This window comes from Vibrio chagasii, assembly GCF_002954585.1.
In the GTDB taxonomy this organism is placed as follows: domain Bacteria; phylum Pseudomonadota; class Gammaproteobacteria; order Enterobacterales; family Vibrionaceae; genus Vibrio; species Vibrio chagasii_A.
Window position 1 is genome coordinate 929064 of record NZ_MSCI01000001.1, and the last position, 16896, is coordinate 945959.

The window sequence follows — 16896 nt, forward strand, 5'->3', positions numbered from 1 at the left end:
CATGCGAGTGAATTATGACCCCATATCCTAGCCTGCCATCCTCACATAATGGCTTAAAAGCCTTCGAAGCGGCAGCAAGACTGATGAGCTTTACACTCGCCGCCGATGAACTCAACGTGACACAGAGTGCAATTAGCCGTCAGATAAAACAGCTTGAAGATGAGCTGAACGCATCTTTGATCATTCGTAAACATCGAGCGATTGAATTAACAGAGCAAGGCCATGATTTGTATACCGCTTTGCGAGAAAGCTACCGCAGTATCGAATCGGTTATCGCATCTTGGAGAGAACCAAAACAGAAACGTATCGTGATCAAGGCAACCTTGAGCTTCGCTACGCGCGTGTTGATCTCTAAGGTTCGTGAATTAAACGAGCGTTACCCAGATTACGAGATCGTGATTGTTCCTGTGATTGAAGAAGATGAAGCCATTAACAGCAGTGAGTATGACCTGTTGATCTTTCATACTCGATTCAAAAGCCGTTATGACAACGCTCCTGACATCACTTTCTTGCGTGAAGAGTTTATGGCACCCGTGTGTTCCACAAGCTTAACCAATGCTTTAGGTTTAACTAAGAAAGATACCGACCTCGATTCGATCTTAACCATGCCAAGGCTTCACCCGACTTTAGATCACCATGACTGGAAGGTATGGCTGGCCGATGTCGAATCACCACCGACAAAGCCTGTTAGAAATACCAGCTTCCTATCTTTGGATATGGCGCTCAGTGCCTGCTTATCTGGTGAAGGCGTGACGGTAACGGATCTGCTTTTGGTTTTGCAGGATTTAAAACGAGGTTTCTTGCATTGCCCGCAAAATGCCAAGATTCAACACAGTGCTTGGACCTACTTCATCCATCAGCGTACTCACTCTGCAGTGATCAACGACTTGATTGAGTGGCTTAAAATAGAGACTGCGAAAGAGATCGAATTGTTGAAAGCACTCTCCCAGAAAAATCATTGGTCAGGAGTGATTGAAGACCAACACTGAACACAAGCTTACGTCAAATGAATAAGCCACAGCATGTGCTGAGGCTTATACTTCGTTCTTACTTAATGAGCTAAGTGGTTTAGCTCGATAGAATTTACAACTTAAACATACGCGCGCTGCGTGGTGGCAGGTTAAACGTATGATAGCGAGAAGAAATGGTTTCTGTCGCGCTGCTTAATACGTCTTTGTATTGAACATGCCAATTGAACTCGTGTTGGTAAGTGTCAACGGTCACGCCACGCGTTTCTCCACATTTGTTTATCCCAACTACCCCTTCTTTGCTACGCTTGAACAGCAAAGTGCACTGGTCACTTGCAATCATGGCCATTGTCTTGCCTTGCATCGCGTTATGGAAGCTCAACATGGCTTTCATTGTCGAACTGTTCCACACATTGCTCCAGCGACCGTTATCCTTGTCTTCAGAATCAGGAAGATCATCACTGTAGATCAGTGGAGTGCCGCCATCTTTACCAAGGATATACGCGTAAGCAAGCTGCTCATCTTGTGGATCCATAATTTGGTAACGGAAGCCGTCGTTGGTTGGAATATCGTGTGTGATAGTAAAGGTAATGGCACGGCTATCAGGCAAGGCTTGTCCGTAAGCTTGTGGATCGTGCAATTGGTTCAAACCACCGCCCATAGAGAACGCCGATCGAATCGAAGCAAACAGCGGGAAATCGTACGCAGAATGATTGGTGTTGTTCAAGTAAGGTGCTAAGAAAGACTCGTACCCACTGTTCCCAGCCCCACCACTGGTAATCACCTCACCAAACACGTGCATGTTCGATGTGATTTCAGGCGTAAATACTTGGTCGATTTGGTACTGGCTCATGTGTTTCACCGCATCAATACGGAAACCCTTGATACCCATCTCTTTTAGCGCCTTCAAATACAAACGCTGCTGTGACACTACCCAGTTGTTTGGGTCGAGATCGGGTAGCCCGGTATCGCCATCAGCACCACATAAACGCCAATATTGAACATGTCCAGGATCATCCCAATCCCAAATACAACCAGCCGCATGAAAATCAGTAGCCGAGACAAAACCTTGCGCTAAGTTGCTGAAAAGAGTCTGGTCAGCATAATAGTTTGAGCGGCTGGCATACTCGTTTAACACTTCTGTACCAGGGTAGTTTAAGTCGTTTCGCTTCCAGCTTTCATTCGCCATGTGGTTAAGTACAACATCCGCGTAAACATCAACACCGACACTTTTCAGCGCGGCAATCATTGCTGCTAGATCTTGTTTATTCCCCAATGGAGAATCAATCGTGCGCAGATCTTGTGGTTGATAACGCGCCCACCATTGGGTGCCACTGGATTTCATTGCCGGAGCGACCAGTACTTTCTTATAACCAGCTTCAGCTATTTGATTAGCATTAGCTGTCACATCTGAATATTTCCAATTAAATGCATGCAAAATGGTATCGGCATAAGTCGCTGAACTAAAAGAGCAAAGCGCGAGTGTGGATATGAGTAAGGTATTTATTGGTTTCATAGAACATATCTCTCATTATAAATTCACAGGAATGATATGAGTGATAAGGACAATTAAAACGCCCGATAAATCAGAGTTGGATTAGCGTCACCTTCTGTTGATGTTGATTTTATAAAATTGAGCTATGACCGATATTATGTGAGGCAAAATGTGATGTGCGTTTGGCGGTACATTGATGTATCCGTAATCAAGTAGAAGAGCGGAAATGAGAATTAATTTAATCAAGTTGACGAGAAAAAGACAAAGGCTTTGGTCGGGTCTTATAAACTAAGCTATGATTCCTTTTCCCTCAACCGATTGATATTTTTATGCCTTCTTTCTCTTTTACAATGATCCCCGTAGGGGTTCGATTCATGCTCCTCTCCGCTTTTGGATTCGCACTGATGTCAGCCTGTGTGAAATACATCAGCAACTATGGCATACCTGTATTTGAGATCGTTGCGGCAAGGGCCTTAGTATCTTTGATCATTAGCTATATCGACGTAAAACGAAAAGGCATTTCTATCTGGGGTAACAACAAACCACTATTGTTTGTTCGCGGTGCAGTCGGCACTGCAGCGCTAATGTGTGTGTACTACGCGGTAACAACTTTACCGTTAGCAGAAGCAACCATTCTACAGTACGTACACCCCGTGTTTACTGCCCTGCTTGGCGTGTTATTCCTCAAAGAACGTGTCCAAAAATCGACTATGATCTGCATTGCATTCTGCCTAGCGGGGTTACTGGTGATGGTACAACCAAGTATGAGCAGCAATACAAGCAGCGAGTTACCGTTGTTCAGTATTTTGGTGGCATTGCTTGGTGCATTTGGTAGCTCAATTGCTTACGTGATTGTACGAAAGCTAAGCCAAACAGAAGACAGCTCTGTCATCATCTTCTACTTCCCATTAGTGGCTCTGCCGATATCGACAGCGCTTATTTGGAACGACTTTGTAATGCCGAGCCTATTCTTAACAGTGATGTTGGTTTTGGTTGGGGTTTTCACTCAAATTGGCCAATACGGTTTAACAAAGGCAATGCAAACTCAAGCAGCAGGTAAAGCTTCGGCTTACTCTTATGTTCAAATCGTCTTCTCAGCGCTACTAGGTGTTTGGATCTTCAATGAGATTCCTTCAGTATGGACATATCTTGGTGGTGGTCTGATTGTCACTGGCGCGCTTATTAATGTGTTTGGGAAACAGCTATTGGTGCCGTTCAAAGCTAAGTAGAACACCGAGCGAAAGAGCATTTAACTAATCAATCTAAAAGGCATTGCGGAGTGTTCCACAATGCCTTTTTCAGTTTTCCTACCTAACGATTCTGCTAACTTGTCGCATTTCGAAGCTTGGGATCATCACTCAGATATTCAACGAACTCGACCTCAAAGCCAGCTGGGTCCACAAAATAAACGTTCTTGCGATAAGGTTCTTCAGCGCCAGGTTTAGCAATCGGAAAGCCCGCATCGATAAGACGTTGAGTGACGCTTTCAATATCATGAGTCACATAGGCGAAATGTGCTAGACCAACAGAGTGGCCATCTAAATCTCGATTATCACCCTCACCATGATCACTCATTGCGATATACTGATACTCATCTCCGAAGTGTAACCAGTTTCGCGGCTTACCTGACCATTCGCCCTTTCCTTCGTCACGAACATACCAATGAGGGAACGCCGCTTTGTAGAAAGTCAGCATTTCCGGGATGTCTTTAACGACTAAATTTACATGTTCAAGTTGGATCATTCTTCTCTCCTTAAAGTATTCTCGTAAGCAACGTTGCATATCCTAATACCTCAAGTTAAGTTGAGGTAAAGCGTTAATTTGCATTTATTTCGAGAACGTTTTTAGAGCCCAGATTGTCGTATTTTCTGAAATACAAACTTTAAGTTTAGATGACTTCAAACCTGATAACTGACCTCAACCTTAAGACGCCAATAAACCTACGACTTCCCCCTTAAATTCGGATGAGAAAGCAAGGTTTCTGTTCAATATTTAAACGCATTAACATCCCCTTATTGACTGATGCATCAGCTTACACTTCGCTTTCATATTAACCAGCAACACTGATCTGGGTTAATAAACTGGTTTCACAGCACGTTTATTGTTAATTAAGTCAAATAACTATATAAGGAAGTTAGTGTGAAAAAAGTATTAGCATTGGGTATCGCAGCGACAATCTCGTCTCCAGCATTTGCAGATCACAACACAATTGATGGGATGGACTTCGGGCCACTAGCAAAATTAGTTGGCACCTGGAAATCCGTAGAAACTGGTGGTATTGATGTATCACCGGGCCAAGAAGGTACTGAAGTGGGGGCGGGAGGCCCTGCTGTCACACCATTTTATGAGGTGATGACATTTGAAGTAGCCGCAGATGCCACCAACGCCAGCGACCAATATCTCGTTGCGCTTTACTATAAACAGGAAGTATTCCGAAAAGCTGACGATTCTAAATTCCACGATCAACGCGGTTACTTTATCTACGATCAAAAAAATCAGATCGTCTACAACTCTTACTGTGTTCCGCGTACCACATGTGTCACCGCGGAAGGCCCTGCTGGCGACACGATGACCTTAGTCGCGTCTAAACGCGGTATCGCCGAGTCTGAATATACGACAGACAACGCTACCACCACAGACTTCACAATGAACATCAGCATTTCTGACGACACACTGACCTACTCTCAAACCACAGGTTTGGAGATCTACGACAAAGCCTTCGCACACACCGATTCAAGTACACTAATTAAAGTGAAGTAGACTCAAATAAAAACGCCTTTCACAACGAAGTGAAAGGCGTTAATTGCGACTATAGTTATCACTATCGAAACAGCTATCTCCCTTTTTACCTCAATAGATTATCACCCTATTTTTTATCCCTTTACCACTAGATGCAATAATTGATATTCCACGAGAAAGTTAGTAATGGCTGATTGAAATAAGTGGAATGTAAAATAAATATTATGTCATTTAATGCGAACCATTATTCTAGATTAGCCAAAGCTACATTAGATAATATATTTAACAAAATAGTTAATTAACTATAGTGAATATCAACATTAATATTGATATTTAGATTAGTTTAACAATCTAGGATTAAGATATAGATCAAAGCTTCAATGTTTATATAAAATATTTATTTCAATATTATTGAACCTATTTTTCGTTCCGTTTACATTCGTTTCCGCATAACAGAAATCAATAACTACTCACCAAAAACGTTCAACCTCAACACACTTTCATGTATTGGATACTTGAAAACGATAACAGCTTCCCTACATCAACAGGAACTTTAATATGATCGCAACTTTCCTTAAGCGAGCCCTAGTAATCTCAGCAACAAGGTTTGTTGCACTGTCTCTCGCGATGGTCGATATGATCATGTTAGGGCATACAAATATGGTGGCGGTGCAAGATTACACCTTGGCTTCACAAGTCTCTCAGGTTTTCGTTATCTTGGCAGTCGTACTCAGTATTGGTATCAATATTGTCATTGGACAAAACAAAGAGGCACCTCGTCAAACTGCTCAAGAAATACTTGGATATTCAATATGTCTTGGCGTGGTTTTACTTGTTATAAGCCTTCTTGTGGGCCAATTTTTTGATGCTACAATCCACGCAACTCAAAGTTATTTTATACTTTCCATTAGTATTTTTCCATTGGCTATTTATGTTGGATTATGCAACATTTTAGAAGCACAAGGCTTAGAGAAAAAAGTGCTAGCGGTAACAATAGCCAGTGCAATAGCGAATATCGCTTTTAACTATATCGCAATAGCTAACATAGATAATGCTTCTGTAGCGGTATCAATATCGACCCTAGCAATACGTGTTATAACCTTATTGCCTGTCATATATCTAGGTTTCAAAAATCAGCTCATCGCTACTCCACGATTCAACAAAGAAAAGGTCGGAATACTTGTTAATTTTGGTCGCACAGAAGCATTAACCAGTATCTGCTTCACTGGTGGTATTTCAATTTTAGTTCTTACGTTTGCTAGCCTTTATAGCCAAGAGCATACTGCGTATCTTGGGTTTGCCCTCAACTTTATGAATAGCTTTTCCGTGCTCTATGTAGGGTTGGTGATATCTCTGTCCATTTCACTCTCTCAAATGGACAAATCCTCTAATGAACCTTACTCTATGCTCACGATTATGTTCGGCTATATCCTAGTGAGTGCATTTGGGTTAAGTTTACTTGCTGAGGCTATTTCTCAGATCTATACACCTACTGCAACAAATGAATTGGTAAAAGCATTAAAACTCTCAGTCGCAGTGATCGCAATTGATGGTATTGCTCTTGTGTTTATATCTTGGTTAAGAGTTAGAGGCTTTTCTCAACTCCCGCCGCTATTTCGACTTGCAATGATCTTTGTTGGGCTGCCAGGTGCCTTCTTTATTACCGCTTTCGATAATCCTGTTCTCAATGTCATCTTTTTTATGGCCCTCGGTAACCTAATCGCTGCTCTAGCGTCTATGGTCTATTTTGTGTTTCGAATCAAGCATAAATCTGAAGCTCTTTTAGGAGCTCATCAGTAGATACATTTCTCGACTTCCATACCGCGAGCACAATCTAAAAGTGCTCGCGTCTCTCTTAGTGATCGGAACCTAAAAGCAAACCGTAACGATTTAAATACAAGTGCTTAGCTATTTATCGTCGTTCACACCGAGGGAGTCACACATGGACAACAGGATCACCATCATCGAGTTTCTTAGAGTATTCGAGTTCATTCGCTCTTCCGGTGAACAACTGAACAACAAATATCAAGTTGGTGAAATGATAGCTTGGCATGATTACGATGGTTACACCTGTTGGCTAAGCTACAAAGACGTCACCGTCACACTAATGTTTCACGGTTCGCTGAAAATTGAGTACGACAACGCGTTAAACTACTCTGAATTCATCGACCATTGTCTGGGAATACTCGCCACTGAACCTTCTGCGGACTAATGAGCAATGGAGTAAATCATGAACGAGTCAAACTTCACAGCGTACCATCTGCATAAGAGAATAACGCTTTTATGGTTAACCCTGAGCCTTTCTTTGTTATGGTCTGAAACGTCAACAGCAGGAATAGAGATGATTGATTTCACGAAATCGAGCGAACACCAGCAATGGTCTGCGATCAACGACAACGTAATGGGTGGCGTTTCAACAGGTGGGATCGTTTATGATGGCGAGCATAGCCTATTTAAAGGTGAATTATCATTAGAGAACAATGGTGGATTCAGCTCAATAAATCGCTCCCTTGAATCGTTAAAACCTACGGTTGACAATGTAGAGTTATCCTTTGTTGGTGACGGGCGCTCCTACCAGTTGAGGTTCACAACATGGAAAGACGGATATCGAACTAACTACAAGCACAGCTTCGAAACTGTCAAAGGCGAGCCACTCACGAAAGTGTTCAGACTAGAGGACTTTCAAGCCGTGTTTAGAGGACGATTACTCAACAATTCACCAGAGCTCAAAGCTCAAGACATCAAACAGTTCGGCTTTTTGATTGCAGACAAACGGCCTTTGCCCTTTGCGTTAAAACTGATTCAGATTCAATTCAAAGCATCCAAATAAATTGAAAAGATCGCAGATGAACGAAGCCCCAGACACCAATCTCTTTGCGGAAAATGTCTGGGGTTTTTCTATTCAAACGTTAGAACTCATCAAATGCTAAAGGGTTCAAACGCTGCATTCTAGATCATTAACACTTAGTATTTGATGGCTGTTTTACCAATTGATGCGCTGCTTTCAATACGTTGGTGCGCCTCTTTCAGCGTATCTGCACTCAAACCATTCAGTGTGATGGTTAGCGTAGATTTAATACGGCCCGCATCAATCAAGTTCGCAGTTTGGAACAAGATATCTTGCTGCTTCTGAATATCGTCGGTATTGAACAGCGAACGAGTAAACATCAGCTCCCAAATGAAGCCTACTGACTTACCTTGTAGTGCAGAGAGGTCAATCTCACTATCAAACTCAACAATTGAACTGATCATGCCTTGCGGCGCAATCAACTCTACCATCGCATCCCAGTGACCTTTTGTGTCCGCAACATTGAAGATGTAATCCACATACTGGATGCCTTGCTCACGCACTGATTCAACCAAGTTACGGTGGTTCACTACGTGGTCTGCACCCATGTCTTTTACCCACTGCTCGGTTTCAGGTCTTGACGCTGTCGCAATAACATTAAGGTTAGTTAATTGCTTCGCTAGCTGAATAGTAATAGAGCCAACACCACCAGCACCGCCAATGATCAGGATAGACTTTTTCTCTTCAGGGCGAACACGCAGGCGATCAAATAACGCTTCCCACGCAGTGAGCGTTGTAAGCGGCATAACAACCGCGGCTTCATCCGTTAAGCTTTGTGGCGCTCTAGCTGTGATGCGGTAGTCAACGGCTTGGTATTCTGCGTTAGCGCCCATGCGTGTTACGTCACCCGCATAGTACACACGATCGCCTAACTCGAAACCTTCGACGTTTGTGCCTTTACCAACCACTTCCCCAACAGCGTCGTAGCCCAACACTTTTGGTTGATCAAGTGTCTTATCTTTTGCGTTGCGAATACGGATTTTCGCGTCTGCAGGGTTAATAGAAGTCGCACTCACTTTTACCAGTAAGTCATTCTCTTTTAATTCCGGCAGGCTCGTTTCAAATTCAAACAGGCTTTCTGGTTCTGTAATCGCTAGCGACTGAGTAAATCCGATGGCTTTCATTGTAGATGGTAGTGACATGATGCTTCTCCTTAAATTCGATAATTGAATCTTAGAGATTTCTCACTTTAGATAAACAGCCTAATGTTTGAATTATTATCAAATTATTTTTGACAATAAGGTGTATATACGCAAGCAAAATACTAAGATTAACCACAGCAAAATGGCCAAACTTATGACGAATAGAGCAACCGATTCACGGCTCAGAACAGGGAAATGAAATGCTTCTTGAAGACTTACAAGTAATTTTAAAGGTAGCGGAGTTTCGCAGTATCACAGCAGCCGCCACTAACCTAGACATGCGCACAGCAACGGCAAGTGCGGCGGTGAAACGCGTTGAAGCGGCACTCGGTGCAGAGCTTTTCGTAAGAACCACTCGTCATCTTCGCCTCTCTCCCGCTGGAGAACGATATTTACCAGAGTGCGAACAAGCGTTGAAAATGTTGGACCAAGCGAAACTCAATATGCGCGAGGAGCTTGGTGTCATTGATGGCGAAATTCGAATCGCGCTTTCGTCAGATTTAGGGCGAAACCTCGTCATACCTTGGCTAGATGAGTTTCTATTTGATTACCCTCAAGCGACACTTCGAACGAGCATCAGTGACAGTAACATCGACTTTTATCGTGATTCTGTGGATATGGCGTTGCGTTACGGTTCACCGACTGATGCCAACATGTACGGCTTCAAAATTTGTGATGTGCCGAGAATCTTATGTGCTTCACCTAAGTATATCGCAGAAAAAGGCAGCCCAGACCATCCAAGTGATTTGGCTGAGCACAACGGACTTCTGTATCAACTTCATGACATGTTGCAAGACGAGTGGGTATTTAACGACGGCACCCAAGACCACAAAGTAAAGCTCAAAGGGAATCGCGCATCCAATGACGCAGACCTGGTTAGACGATGGTGTATTGCAGGAAAAGGCATCGCTATAAAGTCTTGTTTGGATATGTCGAGTCATTTGCTGTCTGGCGATGTGGTCAAAATCATGCCTAACTATGAGCCGACACCAACAGAGCTGTGGTTGGTATGCCCAAGCCGTCAATCCATCACGCCAACCGTTCGTTTACTGAGAGATTTATTCCGTGAGAAAACGGCGGAGATCCTTTCCCAACTCAATGAGCAAGGTATCATCAACAGCTAAGCATCTTAATGCTGAATTTCAAAACTGGATACAAAAAAGGCGCTAGCGAACATTTGTTCACGAGCGCCTTTTGCGAATGGCCTATCACCAGATGTGGCAAACTGATTCGCTTACTTTAGAAGATACTTAGTTACTCTTCGATGATGTCGCAGTCAGCACAACACTGAAGCGCTACTTCATGTTCGAACTCAATCGTGTCTTTACCGTCTTCAAGCAGCTCTGCGATCTCGTCAGCGACTTCTTGCTCATCATCCGCCTCGATTTCACCTTCAAGCTCTTCTTCTGAATAACCAAAGAAGTTCAACAGCAAGTACTCGCGAGCTTCTTCTTTAGTGCAAACAACATTAGCAGTCAGATCAGGGGTAATCTCACCTTGTGCCAGTGTTTCCGTCAGTTGCGCTAAAACCACCTCTTTCATCGCTGGCGTTAACCAACCAAGATCTGTGCTTACTGTCGTTTTTTTGCAGTCAAAACAAGGCAGTTGGTGAAAGTAGTATTGAAACGTAGTCATAGGTAATATCTTCTTTAAATGTTGTATAGCGAGATTATGCGCGTTTTGTAGCAAAATACTATCTCAATCACAACTCTGAATGACTGAATAGCTAGCTGTCGGTCAATAATTGCTTCAAACAATCACTACCTAAATCGCTACACACATCGGCGTATTTGAAATCGGGTCGCGGAATACTTTCGCATTCAAGTCAAAAACATCATCTAGCAACGCCTCTGTCATCACCTCGTCGGGCGAGCCTTCTGCCACAACACACCCCTGCTCTAACACCACCAAATGATCGCAGTAACGACACGCTTGATTTAGATCGTGCAGTACCACTACCACCGTTTTGCCTTTGGCGTTCATCTGTTGCATCAAGTTCATTAGTTCTACTTGATGCGACATATCTAAATAGGTGGTTGGCTCATCAAGCATAACGATGTCCGTATCTTGTGCTATCACCATTGCGATCCACGCTCTTTGCCTTTGTCCGCCAGATAAGGATTCAACTGGCTTATCAGCATATTCAAGTACGCCTGTATCACGCATTGCTTGCTCAACAATGGTTTGATCGTCTTTTCCTAACTTTCCCCAGTGGGATACATAAGGAGAACGTCCATATTCGACCAATTTTCTAACGGTAATGCCTTCAGGGCTAACTAGGATTTGTGGCAGAAGCGATAAAGAACGTGCAAGCGCTTTATCGCCATAACTTGATAATGGTTTACCTTCAAACAATACCTCACCTGACATTGGGTTATTGATTCTTACCAAGGTTTTTAACAAGGTGGATTTTCCACATCCATTGGGGCCAATCAATGCGGTAATTTTCCCTTTAGGGATTGAAACCGTGAGGTTTGGGATGATCGTCTGTTTGCCGTACGCGACGGAAAGATTCTGCGTTTTTAGCATGGTTACCAACCTCGATAACGATAAAGAAGAAAAATGAAATAAGGTGCGCCGATCACTGACGTCAGCACGCCGGCAGGCAGTTCGATTGGAGGGTTCAAACCTCGTGCGAGTGCATCTGCGCAGGTGACTAAAATAGCCCCTAATATAGCAGACGCAGGGATTAGCAACTTATGATTGTGGCCGAACAATAAACGCGCTAAATGAGGCGCCAATAGCCCAACGAAACTGATTGTCCCGGCAACTGACACGCTGACACTTGCGAGTAACACAGCAGCCAACAATGCGAGAACCTGAATCTGTTTTGGCTTGATACCCAAGGTCGTCGCATTTTCCTGACCAAGTCCCAACACGTCTAATCGCCAAGCAAGCCATAATGCCATTGGTAATAGTAAAACCAACGCCCCCCAGATAAATGGGACTTGCTGCCAGTTCCTACCCCAAAGGCTACCTGTGAGCCATACCATGGCTGTATTGATCTCGATAGGGTTAGTGACGAGTAAGAAATCAATACAACTGGCCAGAAACGCACTTACCGCAATACCAATTAATGCCAGTTTAGCCGGTGTTGGCTTAGACCACCATGCCAATAAGGTAATCAATCCAGCTGCAAAAATACCACCACACATCGCAAATATAGGAAGCAAACTCACCGGCGCATTCGGAAACCAAACCAAACTCGCTGTTGCAGCAAGGCCTGCTCCAGCGCTAATTCCCATCAAGTCAGGAGACGCCAGAGGGTTACGTATTACACCTTGTACTAACACGCCTGAAAGCCCTAACCCTGCACCGACACTGATTGCGAGTAACATACGTGGCAACCGATACTGTTGGATAACAAAATCGTCACTAGAGAAAGCAATCAGATGTTCCATCACTTGAGAAATAGAAAGTGATGCAGCCCCAACAAACAAGCCAGAAAAGGCCATCAGCATAAGCAGCCCAAGCAATAACAATAGCTTCGCATTATGATGCATTAAGACTTCCTCGTAGCTATGAGAACAAAACAAGGTGTCCCTAATAAAGCGGTAATGACACCCACTGGCGTTTCTGTCGGGAAAGCAATAGCTCGCGACAACGCGTCTGACCAAGATACCAATGCAGCACCAGACATCGCAGAAACGGGAATTAACACATGGTAATTATGCCCAACCATAGGACGAACTAAGTGGGGAATTAACAATCCGACAAAGCCAATAGGCCCGGCAATAGCGACACTCGCGCCCGCCAGCAAAACAATGGTCACACTACAAATGAATCGCGTAAGGCGGATGTTACTGCCTAGCCCAACCGCAACCTCCTCACCAAGCGCCAGTAAATTAAGGTTGCGCGCCAAGCTAATAGCTAACCCTAGCCCAACCATGATCGGGGGCCACAACATTCGCCATTGTTCATCATCCACGGTAGATAATGAGCCTGTAAGCCAATGCAGCACGCTATAAGCCATATCGTCGGCAAGAATCAATGCTGCTCGAGTCAACCCAATCAGTAGTGCCGTTATGGCGATGCCCGCTAAAACCAAGCGCAACGGGTGAGAACGTGCGGAAAAAAAACCACCGAGGAGCATCACAGCACCGCCACTTAACGAGGCACCGATAACAGCATTAAGGATTGGATTTAGTTCACTGACAACAGGCACGCCTATGGCAGCTAAAGCCATAAAACAGGCAGCACCAGAATTAATACCAAGAATAGAAGGAGATGCGAGTGGGTTTCTTGTTAAGCCCTGCATCAATAAGCCCGCAACCGCTAAACTCGCTCCAATCAATAACCCAGCATAAGCTCTTGGCGCTCTCAGAGTCGCCAAAATTTGATGAGTCATATTGCTCGTATCAAACGCAAACCAATAGTCAACTAAGTCATTAAGAGTCAGAGAAAAGTTGGACCATCCCAGCATCGAAGCCGCATAGCCAGATAGCATCAAGCACAACACTGACAACGTAAATACAGTGGCTCGCCACGGTAATATTGTCAACTTTCGCTTTCCGCTAGAGGTCAATATCGTTCTCATGGTCGTTCCAAGATCTGCTCTAGATGTTTCGCCATCTGTTCAGCCGCTAGCATGCCTCGATTTAATGACCAAAGTGCTGGTGACACTTCAACAACTTGACTATTTTTTGCTGAAGTCATTAGGTTGAATAACGGGTTTTTCTCCCAATCGTTGACTACATTAGGATGCGAGTAAGCACCTAATAACAGCCAGTCCGGATTGGTTTTTAGCAGCAACTCAAAGCTTGTTGGCAAATACGCTTTTTCAGTAAGTTCTTCAATCGGGCTCGCAATTCCTAATGTGGTCAGTACTCCTCCGGCATAAGATACTGGACCATGAAGCCACATACCTTTATCCGAAACGACAGCAAACTGAACGGTTTGCTTTAGAGAAAAGTGGCTCTTAAACTCGAGCATAGCTTGATGATGTTGTTGAATTCGTTGCTCCATATCTGATTGCTTATCAAGAGCAACACCAATTTTGAGCGCTGATTCCAAATTTTCTTGATAAGTTTCTCCTCGGCTTTTTAATAGCAAAGTCGGTGCAATTCGCTGTAGATCTTGATACACAGCTCGATGACGTTCCGCATCTGCGATGATCAAATCAGGCTTGAGCACAGCAATAGCCTCTAGACTAGGTTGAGATCGCATGCCAACAGACTGCCAAGGATCAACCAAGTCTCGTACTGCTGGAATCACTCGTGTGGCATCATTATCGTCGGCAACACCAACGGGAGAAACGCCTACCGCGGCTAATGCATCAACAAATGAGAATTCCAGCACAACAATACGCTGTGGCGTGGTGTTAATCTCAAACTGACCTTGCTCATCTTGGATGACTCTTGTTTTGGCCAAACTCGAAAATGAAATTAAACACATCACCAATGCAGCAAGACTTAACCATAATCTATTCATTGGGCGTAATGTATTCGTTGAAACTGGTTGAGAGCCGTTTCCCATATTAAATTATCCTCTAACGCTAGAACCGTGAAAGTCGCCAAGGGTATTGGCGACTTTTATTCGTTATGATTTTCAATAAATTACTGATTAGAACTGGTAATTCAGATCCAAGGTATAAGATCGCCCTGGCGCCGGATAGCGACCAACTGGGCTGGTATCAATGCCTCGGAAGTAATAGTCCTCATCAAACAAGTTGTTGACAGCGAAGTTCATGCGCAGTTTGCTACTCTCATCCTTGTATAGATCGGAGCCTAAATTGAAGTTCCAAACCATATAAGCTGGGACTTTGCCCGTCGCCCCGATAGCATCCTCGTCACTCGTGTTCGCATTGTCAGAGTATGACTCGCTGAAGTAATAACCAGACAAGGTGGTGTCTAACTTGCTAAATGCGTAAGTCGCATCCCAGCTAAATTGATGTTTAGAGGTGTAAGGCAGTTGATTACCCTTATTTGCACCGTCTTCTTCAATCGTTGCGTCTAGGTAGTTATAACCCGCTCCTAAGCTTAGAGCCTGAAGAGATTCCAGCGTGTAACGGCCGGAAAGTTCAACACCTTGGTGGAGTGTTTTTCCAATATTGTCGAAAGTTTCAGTCGCTTTTTGCCATTGAAGCTGATCTTCAAAATCGATTCGGTAAAGCGCTACGTTGAAACTGGTTGAATCTTGGTTGTAGCGAGCACCCAACTCATAACTCCATGCAAGTTCACTGCCCTCTTCACCTTTACCACGGATGTAAGCAATTTGTGGTGCTCGCAAAGATTTCTGAGCATTGGTATAACCTACCCATTGCTCAGTTAAATGGTACGCCACCGTTAAACCAGGCAACCATTCTGTCACTTTGTTATTTGTCTTTTCCGCCTTACCTAGATCGTAAAATGCCATATCTATTGATTCATAGCGAATACCAGGGGTTACCTTTAACACATCATTAAACAAACCAATTTCGTTACTGATATAGCCAGCATAAGCGTCAGTGTCTAAGTGCCAGTCACGTGGAGTCTTTGTCAAGCCACCAGCAATCGGCGTTTGAGTAAGCTTGTAATCGATATCTTCATTGACGTAGCGTGCCCCAACGATTACGTTTTGGGTCACTGTATTGCCGTCAAAATAGATCGCGAGTTTCGGCTCTACCCCATACACCTTAAATTCACGTGGTGACGTACGAATATCAGTCGATGGCTGCGACGGATCAGACCACGCCACATTTTTAGTACTGTTGTAACCCCACTGGAAGAAACGCTCAGAACGATGGCCAAAGGTCAGTAATTCTAGCTCGGCACTATCAGCAATATTCAAACCATGTAAATATTTTAAGCTCCAACGCGTCGATTTGCCTTGGTACTCATCATAAGGGCGCTTGGATTGTGTACGGTCTTTCTCGTAATCTTCTGGCGATAAAGCACCCGGCATTTGGGTGTCGGCATCATAACGCTGCACGAAAGCTTGCAGTTCTTGAGTATCACTCAGTAACCACTGTAACTTAGCTTGGAAGTTCTTGACGTCTGTATCGGAATGTTCACGGAAACTTTCCCCTTTTAAGAAGTTACCTTCCACTTGAATTGCCAGCGCATCATTCAGCCACCCACCAGTACGCAGATAAATATCGTTCAACGGAGTATCGCCATCTTCAAAAACAGTTAAGCGATTACTCATTTCCGTTTGCCATTGGTAGGGAATAGGCTTGGTCACCAAGTTGATCACACCACCCACGTTGTTTGGCCCGTACTGAACCGCCGCACCACCACGCACAATATCAATACGATCAAGCATAGAAAGCGTCGCTGGGAAGATGGATTGTCCAGTATGGCCATAAGGCGCTAGAGTAAGCGGCACACCATCCATGAGAAACTGAGCATGACCACTTCGACTTGCTTTTAAACCTCGAACTGAGACGTTGGGCAGAACACCTGTGCCCGTTTCATCTTGAACCTTAATACCAGGAACACTTTGAAAAGCTGAATCAACCGAAAGCGTACCCGTTTTTTTAATCTGTTCATTGGTCAAAACGGTACGAGATCCAGGGTACTCTTTCACATCCTCGAGCTCTGAGTTACCTATCAAGCTACCGGTAACGACGACCGTTTCCATGGTTGTTGTTTGAGCTTCAGACGCTGCAAGTGCGCTCATCGAGGTCACGGAAGTGATGGCTATTGCAAGAGCACTTAAACGTAACTTTTTGTTCGATTGAGCACAGGGGTTACCATCCAAATTCTGGTAAGGCATGAAAATCTC

The 16896-nt window shown here is 44.0% G+C and carries 16 protein-coding genes; 7 read left to right on the forward strand and 9 right to left on the reverse strand.

Features of this window, described 5'->3' with window-relative positions; genetic code table 11:
- The first annotated feature begins 14 nt into the window (after positions 1-14).
- Positions 15-989, forward strand: a complete 975-nt coding sequence (locus BTO10_RS04555) for a LysR family transcriptional regulator (RefSeq protein ID WP_105023711.1) — start codon at positions 15-17, stop codon at positions 987-989.
- A 94-nt stretch (positions 990-1083) separates the two neighbouring features.
- Here BTO10_RS04555 and BTO10_RS04560 read toward each other — a convergent pair whose 3' ends face one another.
- A complete protein-coding gene (locus BTO10_RS04560) occupies positions 1084-2484 on the reverse strand; it encodes an alpha-amylase family protein (RefSeq protein ID WP_105023712.1) in 1401 nt (466 codons plus the stop codon).
- Positions 2485-2792: 308 nt separating this feature from the next.
- Here BTO10_RS04560 and BTO10_RS04565 point away from each other — a divergent pair, with 308 nt between their 5' ends.
- The gene (locus tag BTO10_RS04565) at positions 2793-3692 is read left to right on the forward strand and encodes a DMT family transporter (protein ID WP_105023713.1); all 900 of its coding nucleotides are present in this window, start codon (positions 2793-2795) and stop codon (positions 3690-3692) included.
- 94 nt (positions 3693-3786) lie between these two features.
- Here BTO10_RS04565 and BTO10_RS04570 read toward each other — a convergent pair whose 3' ends face one another.
- Positions 3787-4206 carry a VOC family protein gene (locus BTO10_RS04570; RefSeq protein WP_105023714.1) on the reverse strand — a complete coding sequence of 140 codons (420 nt, stop codon included), beginning with the start codon at positions 4204-4206 and terminating at the stop codon, positions 3787-3789.
- A 396-nt stretch (positions 4207-4602) separates the two neighbouring features.
- On the opposite strand from BTO10_RS04570, the gene BTO10_RS04575 reads away from it, so the two are divergent.
- From BTO10_RS04575 to BTO10_RS04590, 4 genes are all read left to right on the forward strand, one after another.
- Positions 4603-5223, forward strand: coding sequence for a heme-binding beta-barrel domain-containing protein (locus BTO10_RS04575; protein WP_105023715.1), 621 nt, complete (start codon positions 4603-4605; stop codon positions 5221-5223).
- Positions 5224-5760: 537 nt separating this feature from the next.
- Positions 5761-7002, forward strand: a complete 1242-nt coding sequence (locus BTO10_RS04580) for an MATE family efflux transporter (RefSeq protein WP_105023716.1) — start codon at positions 5761-5763, stop codon at positions 7000-7002.
- Between the two features lie 142 nt (positions 7003-7144).
- Complete coding sequence (locus BTO10_RS04585) at positions 7145-7414, forward strand: DUF3081 domain-containing protein (RefSeq protein ID WP_105023717.1); 270 nt, start codon at positions 7145-7147, stop codon at positions 7412-7414.
- Between the two features lie 18 nt (positions 7415-7432).
- Complete coding sequence (locus tag BTO10_RS04590) at positions 7433-8032, forward strand: CIA30 family protein (RefSeq protein ID WP_105023718.1); 600 nt, start codon at positions 7433-7435, stop codon at positions 8030-8032.
- 134 nt (positions 8033-8166) lie between these two features.
- On the opposite strand, the gene BTO10_RS04595 is transcribed toward BTO10_RS04590, so the two are convergent.
- The gene (locus BTO10_RS04595; RefSeq protein WP_105023719.1) at positions 8167-9192 is read right to left on the reverse strand and encodes a zinc-binding alcohol dehydrogenase family protein; all 1026 of its coding nucleotides are present in this window, start codon (positions 9190-9192) and stop codon (positions 8167-8169) included.
- Between the two features lie 200 nt (positions 9193-9392).
- Between BTO10_RS04595 and BTO10_RS04600 the strand changes: the two genes are divergently transcribed.
- Positions 9393-10316 (forward strand): LysR family transcriptional regulator, encoded by a 924-nt coding sequence (locus BTO10_RS04600; RefSeq protein WP_105023720.1) that lies wholly within the window; start codon positions 9393-9395, stop codon positions 10314-10316.
- 130 nt (positions 10317-10446) lie between these two features.
- On the opposite strand, the gene BTO10_RS04605 is transcribed toward BTO10_RS04600, so the two are convergent.
- From BTO10_RS04605 to BTO10_RS04630, 6 genes are all read right to left on the reverse strand, one after another.
- Positions 10447-10827: a hypothetical protein gene (locus tag BTO10_RS04605; RefSeq protein ID WP_004737837.1), complete on the reverse strand. Its 381-nt coding sequence runs from the start codon at positions 10825-10827 to the stop codon at positions 10447-10449.
- Positions 10828-10956: 129 nt separating this feature from the next.
- Positions 10957-11721: a Fe(3+) dicitrate ABC transporter ATP-binding protein FecE gene (gene fecE / locus BTO10_RS04610; protein ID WP_105023721.1), complete on the reverse strand. Its 765-nt coding sequence runs from the start codon at positions 11719-11721 to the stop codon at positions 10957-10959.
- A 2-nt stretch (positions 11722-11723) separates the two neighbouring features.
- Positions 11724-12695, reverse strand: a complete 972-nt coding sequence (locus BTO10_RS04615; RefSeq protein ID WP_105023722.1) for a FecCD family ABC transporter permease — start codon at positions 12693-12695, stop codon at positions 11724-11726.
- Positions 12695-13729, reverse strand: coding sequence for a FecCD family ABC transporter permease (locus BTO10_RS04620; RefSeq protein ID WP_105023723.1), 1035 nt, complete (start codon positions 13727-13729; stop codon positions 12695-12697). Before BTO10_RS04620 ends, BTO10_RS04615 begins: the two co-directional genes overlap by 1 nt.
- Positions 13726-14667 (reverse strand): Fe(3+) dicitrate ABC transporter substrate-binding protein, encoded by a 942-nt coding sequence (locus BTO10_RS04625; protein WP_105023724.1) that lies wholly within the window; start codon positions 14665-14667, stop codon positions 13726-13728. Before BTO10_RS04625 ends, BTO10_RS04620 begins: the two co-directional genes overlap by 4 nt.
- An 87-nt stretch (positions 14668-14754) precedes the next feature.
- The gene (locus BTO10_RS04630) at positions 14755-16887 is read right to left on the reverse strand and encodes a TonB-dependent receptor family protein (protein ID WP_105023725.1); all 2133 of its coding nucleotides are present in this window, start codon (positions 16885-16887) and stop codon (positions 14755-14757) included.
- Positions 16888-16896 lie beyond the last annotated feature (9 nt).